The sequence below is a fragment of the Dyella silvatica genome (assembly GCF_026283955.1).
GTDB classification, from domain to species: domain Bacteria; phylum Pseudomonadota; class Gammaproteobacteria; order Xanthomonadales; family Rhodanobacteraceae; genus Dyella_C; species Dyella_C silvatica.
Genome location: NZ_JAPDPE010000175.1, coordinates 1 through 6376 on the forward strand (window position 1 = coordinate 1; position 6376 = coordinate 6376).

The window sequence follows — 6376 nt, forward strand, 5'->3', positions numbered from 1 at the left end:
CGCCGATAAGCATGCGAATCAGAGCCCCATGTCCGCGCGCACCGCGGCGGCGTTCTGGCGGGTCATCAGTTTGCCGGTGGTATAGGTCAACGCCGGCGGTTGTTTGCCGTCCTTGATCCACTCGTACATGTTGACCGAGGTCTCGTAACCATGACGTTTCGGGCTGATCAATACGGTGCCGAAAAAGCCGGTCGGCTGGGCCTTGGCGAATTCGTTCTTGGCCGAGTTGCTGCCGCCGATGCCGACGCCGATCATGTCGGCCGTGCGAAAGCCTCGGCTTTCCGCGGCGCGCACTGCGCCGAGCACGGCTTCGTCATTCAACCCGTAAGCCACCCAGTGCTTGAAGTTAGGGTGCTGGGTGATCGCCACGTTGGCGGCGTTGAAGGCGTTTTCGGTATCGGTCTTGGCCTGCGGCGCATTGATGATGTTGGCGGCGGGGAAGCCCGCGGCAAGCAGCGCAGCGGTGGCGCCGCTGGTGCGGTCCTTGGCCGTCGGCAACTGGTCATAGCTGATGCTGATGGCGCCGACATCGGCCAGCTTCCAGCCGCGTTGCTTGATTTCGTCGGCGATGGCCGAGCCGACTTGTTCGCCGATCTTGCTCGCCGAAATGCCCATGTGCGGCACCGACTCAATCGGTTTTCCGGCACCGTCGACCAGCCGGTCATCGACCGACATCAACTTCAGATTGCCGATCCTGGCCTTGGCCGCAATGGCGGCGCCGAGCTTGACGTCGGGCGCGCAAATAATGAAACCCTGCGCGTGCTGCGCGCTGAGGTTATCGATCGCGGTAAGCACCTGGTCGCCGCTGGGGGTGCCGATCTTGACCAGTTCGAAGCCTTTGTCCTTGGCGGCCATGGCGGCGAATTTCCATTCGTCCTGGAACCACGGCTCCTCCGGTTGCTTCACCAGAAAGCCGATCTTCACCGGATCGGCGGCATGGGCCGGCATCATCGCGATGGCGAGCATGCCGCCAAGCACTTTGGCGGCGGTGGCAAATTTATGGTTCATCTCTCCCTCCTCGATGGATCGGTACGGACTGGCCTGCTCACTGCACCTGGATGGCAGCGGGTTCGAGCAGGCCGCGTGCTTGCGCGATGGCGATGGCGCCGAAGCCTGCCAACGCGGTTTGTTGTGGGTCAGTCACGACGTTGACCGCACCGGAAAAGAAATCGTCGCCTTGCACCAACAGCGCCAGTGCCTCGCGCAATACCGGCTTGCCGCTGATCACAAACTGCGTGCCTGGGCTCATGCATTGCGGTCGTAGACGGTGAATTGATCGAGTGTGCGTACGCTGAAGCAGGCGCGGCCCAGCCCGATCTGCTTGGCCGAGCGCGCTCCCGCGAGCAACATCTCGCGATCGATCTCGTCGGCAAAACCGCTATCCAGCGAACTGGCCAGGATGGTGTTGTGGGTGATGACTTGCAGCAGCTCACCCGCCAGCGTGGTGACGCAGCCGGTGATCCGTTGCGCGCCGTCCAGGCTGACGAACTTGGAGTGCGAGCCCGGCAATACGATGACCGCCGGCTCGCAAATATTCAGCCGCTTGACCAAGGCCATCGACTCGACTTCTTCGCCGCGCATCATGTCCATGGCTTCGACATTGTGCAGGCCGATGTGATCGACCCGATTGCGCACGCCAGGCACCAGCCAGACCGGTTGATGCCAGATGGCCGGGATCGGTGCGGCCACCATCGCCGCGGCAAGCTCGCCCATGCCTGCCGGAGCCAGCAGGTGGGGGACCTCATGCAGGCCCATGTTGGAGGTGATCATGCCCGAGGCCAGCACTAGGTCGACCTGGTCGGTGCCCAGGCCTGCGTGATGAAGGGTTTCCTGGATTGCCGTTTGGACGCCTGTTTCGAGCGTGTGGCGGCTGCCGGTAATGGCGGTGTCGCGCACGCCGACCTGGCGCGCGCTATGGGCGATCACTTCGCCATCGCGCCAGGCGAAGACGCGGGTGTTGGTCGTGCCAGTATCAATGGTGAGGATATTCATGGGCCGCTCGTCGGTCATGGCGACGGATTGTTGGCGGCGTGCCAGAGCATGGCAAACTAGGAAATCATCAGGCGCCCCTCAAGTTTTTTTATATGAGTCTGCAATGAAGCGTTCGCTCCCCCTCAACGGCCTGCGTGTGTTCGAACTCGCAGCGCAGCATTTGAGCTTTACGAAAGCTTCTGAGGAGCTGTGCCTGACAGCTGCTGCGGTCAGTCACCACATTAAACAGCTGGAGCAACATCTCGGCGTTGCGCTATTTGTGCGTAACAACAATAAGCTGCAGCTGACGGTGGCGGGCGAGCATTATTTTCCGCGCGTCAGGGAGGCTTTTCGTGCACTGCAGCAGGCAACCGACCAGCTTCTGAATGACCGCAACACGGTTTTGAGGGTCTCGGTGCCTGCCGTTTTCGGTACCAAATGGCTGGTGCCGCGGCTGTTTCGCTTTTTTGATCGGCACCCCGAGATCGGTGTGGAAGTGGTTACCGACCCGCAAAGCGACCCCAGCGGATCGGACATCGCTATCGATGACCGGTCGATCGAGCCGCCCGGCATGGCTACGGAATTGCTGGTGGCTACCGGTTATGCGCCGGTATGTAGCCCGGCGCTGGCCGCGTCGTTACGTACGCCGCGCGACCTGGCCGGTTGCGTGCTGCTGCACGAGCGTCAGTCGCGCCGCGCGCAGCAGGTGCCAGGCTGGGAGCAATGGCTGCAGCAGGTAGGCATGGAGATGGCCGATGTCATGCGCGGCCCGACGTTTTCCGATCCGACGATGATGTTGCAGGCGGCGATCGAGGGGCAGGGCGTTGCGCTGTCTCAACATGTACTGGTGGCCTACGACTTGGCGGCGGGACGATTGGTCGAGCCGTTTGGCATCGATGCCGGCCTGCAGCACAGTTATTACCTGTGCTGTCCGCTGGCCGCCGATCTGCGCCCGGAGATTGCGATATTTCGTGACTGGCTGTTTGCCGAGGCGCGTGCCACCGCGAGTGGCGAGGCCAGCTAGTCTCGTAGGTGTAGCGGGTGACTCGCGTTGCCGCGAGCGGAAGTGCTACTCGCGGTATGAGTTACTCACTGCGCAGTTTGATCGGCCATGCCGGTGACCGCGAGGCGATCTGCTATCGCCGATATCCGCCGACCAATTGCGCCAGTGCGATTCACGCACCCCTGCATCGCATTTTTAGCCGTCCATACTTGACAGTCGGCGTATGCCGGATCACAGTTTTATTTGTATGACAAATAAGGCCTGCCGACGTGCGTGAGCGCTTCGGTAGCTCTACTTCCGTGGGTGCCAAGTACATCAAGGGGCAATATCTACGATATGAATACCTATGCATGTTCTCTTCGCGATACGGATTCAGCCGGCTTTCCAGCCAAGAAACAAGTCGCTTCGTGGGCGCGAGTCAGGCGACTTTTACGGCCGCGCCCTGTCTTTCTGTGTGGATTGCTCGCCGTAGCGTCAGCTGCGCATGCGCAGGTCAATGGGGTGGGCCAGAAGCCCTATCTTGGTTGGAGCAGTTTCAGCCAGCAAACCATCGATGGCGGTTTCTTCACTCAGGCCAATATCGCCTCGCAGTCGGATGCACTGCTTGCTTCGGGGCTGCAAGCGCATGGCTTCAACTACATCAATATGGATTCGGGCTGGCAAGGCAGCTTTGATGTGAACGGCCGCCCCATACCGGACACCAGCAAGTTTCCGGACATCAAGTCGTTGATCGATCACATCCACGGCAACGGACAAAAGGCGGGCATTTACTGGATTCCCGGTGTCGAACAGCCCGCGGTCATGGCTAATTCACCGATCCTCGGCACGCCGTATCACATTCAGGACATCCTGACGGTGCCGTATACCGCGGGGAACGCTTTTGGCGGCCCGGGTACTTCGCCTTACCATTACAAAATCGATTTCAGTAAGCCGGGCGCCCAGGCCTATATCGATTCCGTGGTCGCGTTGTTCGCTTCGTGGGGCGTCGATTTCATCAAGCTTGATGGGGTGACTCCCGGCTCCTATACCGACAATCTCAGCATCGACAACTTGGCCGACGTGCAGGCCTGGTCACAGGCGATTGCGCATAGCCATCGTCCGATTTGGCTGACGGTTTCCTGGGCGCTGGACCAGGATTATCTCGACACCTGGCAGCAGTTCTCCAACGCTCGCCGTATTGACGATGACGTGGAATGCGAGAGCCGTTGCGCCACGCTGACTGATTGGCCGCGCATCTATAAGCGCTTCCGCGATCTGCCCGCGTGGGAGCATGCCGCCGGCGCCACGCTGGGCTGGAACGATCTGGATTCGCTGGATATCGGCGACGGCGATCTGGATGGATTGTCGAATGACGAAAAGCGTTCCGCCTTCACCTTGTGGGCGATGGCCAATGCACCGCTGTACCTGGGCGGCGACCTCACCAAGATCGATGATTTCGGCAAACAGCTGGCGACTAACGATGAAGTGCTCGCGCTCGACCAGTCGGGCAAGCCCGCCAGACAAATGCTTGGTGGCGATCTGCCGGTCTGGGTGTCGGATCTTGGCGATGGCAACTACTACGTCGCGCTGTTCAATATGAATGCGGCATCGGCGCTGGTCCGGCTGCCGTGGAAGGAGCTTGGCTTCGACGATGTATGGCAAGTGCGTGATCTATGGCAGCAGGCCAATATCGACAGCCCCCGGGGTGAGTTTGTAACCGCCCTGGAAGGGCATGCGGTGCGACTGCTGAAAGTATCGGCGAGCACCAGGCATGCGCCCGCCGAACCTTCGACGAACTACGAAGCCGAGTCGGCAACCTTGGCGGGCAGTGCGGTGGTGGCAGGGTGCCCGGCTTGCTCCGGCGGCGAAAAAGTCGGTGGCCTTGGCCTGGGCGCCGGCAACACGGTGACCTTTAATCAGGTTTATGTGCGTCACGCAGGCGTCTATTTAATGCAGGTCGACTCGATGACCTTGGGTTTGCGCTCATATTTGTACAAGGTGGGTGATGGTCCGTTGCAGGCCTTCAATTCGGGCGGCGCCAGTTTTCTGCTGCCTGCCAGCAGTAACTTGCCGGTTTGCCTGCAAGCGGGATTCAACCGTATCCAGTTTGGCAATCCCACCAGCTATCCACCGGATCTGGATCGTATCGTCATCAGCGGACGAGGCGATGCGGCGCTGCCGGCAGCTAGCAGCTACGAGGCCGAGGCGGCCATCCTGGGTGGCACGGTAACAGCCGGTTTCAGTAACTACGCCTCGGGTCTGTCCAAGGCAGGCAATATTGGCGGCGGTCCTGCCAATACGGTGACCTTCGCCAACGTGACGGTGCCATCGGCAGGCATTTATCAACTTGAAATCGACTACGCGACGAGCGGTCCACGCACCTTGTTTGTCATGATAAACAACGGCAAGCCCGAGGCCCTGGATTTGAACGGCAGTACATTCGACGACCCCAAGGCCATCGTGCTCCATGTTCCATTGATCGCGGGATCCAACACCATTCAGATGGGCAACCCCACGGGCTATGCTCCGGATCTTGATCGTATTGTCATGGCACCGTTGATGGCACCCGCACGGTTTTCCGGTGTCACCACGCAAACCTGCTCCCGATAAGCCTTGGTAATCGACCCTCTTCAATAGCTTGTCTTGAGCCGCGATGAATCTTCCCGGTGCCATGCGTGGTACCGGGCAGAGGGCGCAGCTTGTTTGATGCCGATACCGGCTAGCTTGTGCCTGGCAGTAAACCGGTATGGTGCGATCTACTCCGGCGCCGGTGTTTTGCCAGGGGCTTCAAAGATGCTTGGCATAGAGAATCGTCGTCAAACCGCTATGCCACTCTTGGTCGGGATAACGATCCAGCTCGCAGTAGCCCAGTGCCAGATAAAATGACTGGCTGGTGGTGTTGAAGGTGTCGGTTTCCAGCCGCGCGCGAGGAAACCCCTGTTCGCGTATGGCTTGCTCCGCATGCAGCATCAGCGCTTGCGCGATGCCGCGCCGCCGATAGCCGGCGAGTACGTGGATGGCATCGATAAAGTCGCCACGCCAATAAATCATCCCTGCCAGCTGGCCCTCTACTTCAGCCAGCAGGATGTCCTCACCCGCTTCGGCGATGAAGTCGGTGACTTTGTCCGAGCGGTGATAGTTCGCGATGGCTGCGGCGGTCAGATGCGGCAGCCAGGTGTCTTTGAAGGTTGCAGCAAGAAGGTTTTTGATGGCCTCGCGATCAGCGGGAGTCGCGTGTCTTAAGGTGATGCTGGTTGCTTTCATGCGCGTGCTTCCGGCATCGGTGATGACGCCTATTGAATCATTGAATCATGTGCAGCCTCGATGGGTCGCTTTTTCACGTCGCCAGTAGGTGGAAATCCGTCGGCGAAACGCTCGTTTGGTTTCGCTGCTGCGATGCGAGCATTTTATGCATGTCGAATG

6 protein-coding genes are annotated in these 6376 nt (G+C 60.0%); 2 read left to right on the top strand and 4 right to left on the bottom strand.

Features of this window, described 5'->3' with window-relative positions:
- Nucleotides 1-18 precede the first annotated feature (18 nt).
- The 3 genes from OUZ52_RS21705 to OUZ52_RS21715 are packed head-to-tail and all read right to left on the bottom strand — an operon-like array spanning nt 19 to nt 1992.
- Nucleotides 19-1008 (bottom strand): arabinose ABC transporter substrate-binding protein, encoded by a 990-nt coding sequence (locus tag OUZ52_RS21705; RefSeq protein WP_266160681.1) that lies wholly within the window; start codon nt 1006-1008, stop codon nt 19-21.
- 37 nt (nt 1009-1045) lie between these two features.
- Complete coding sequence (locus OUZ52_RS21710) at nt 1046-1249, bottom strand: hypothetical protein (RefSeq protein WP_266160682.1); 204 nt, start codon at nt 1247-1249, stop codon at nt 1046-1048.
- On the bottom strand, nt 1246-1992 hold the full coding sequence (locus OUZ52_RS21715; RefSeq protein ID WP_266160683.1) for a 2-dehydro-3-deoxygalactonokinase: 747 nt from the start codon (nt 1990-1992) through the stop codon (nt 1246-1248). Before OUZ52_RS21715 ends, OUZ52_RS21710 begins: the two co-directional genes overlap by 4 nt.
- A gap of 103 nt (nt 1993-2095) precedes the next feature.
- On the opposite strand from OUZ52_RS21715, the gene OUZ52_RS21720 reads away from it, so the two are divergent.
- Nucleotides 2096-2995, top strand: coding sequence for a LysR substrate-binding domain-containing protein (locus tag OUZ52_RS21720; protein WP_266160684.1), 900 nt, complete (start codon nt 2096-2098; stop codon nt 2993-2995).
- Between the two features lie 480 nt (nt 2996-3475).
- A complete protein-coding gene (locus tag OUZ52_RS21725; RefSeq protein ID WP_266160685.1) occupies nt 3476-5563 on the top strand; it encodes an alpha-galactosidase D in 2088 nt (695 codons plus the stop codon).
- A gap of 177 nt (nt 5564-5740) precedes the next feature.
- Here OUZ52_RS21725 and OUZ52_RS21730 read toward each other — a convergent pair whose 3' ends face one another.
- Nucleotides 5741-6217 (bottom strand): GNAT family N-acetyltransferase, encoded by a 477-nt coding sequence (locus OUZ52_RS21730; RefSeq protein WP_266160686.1) that lies wholly within the window; start codon nt 6215-6217, stop codon nt 5741-5743.
- Nucleotides 6218-6376: the final 159 nt, after the last annotated feature.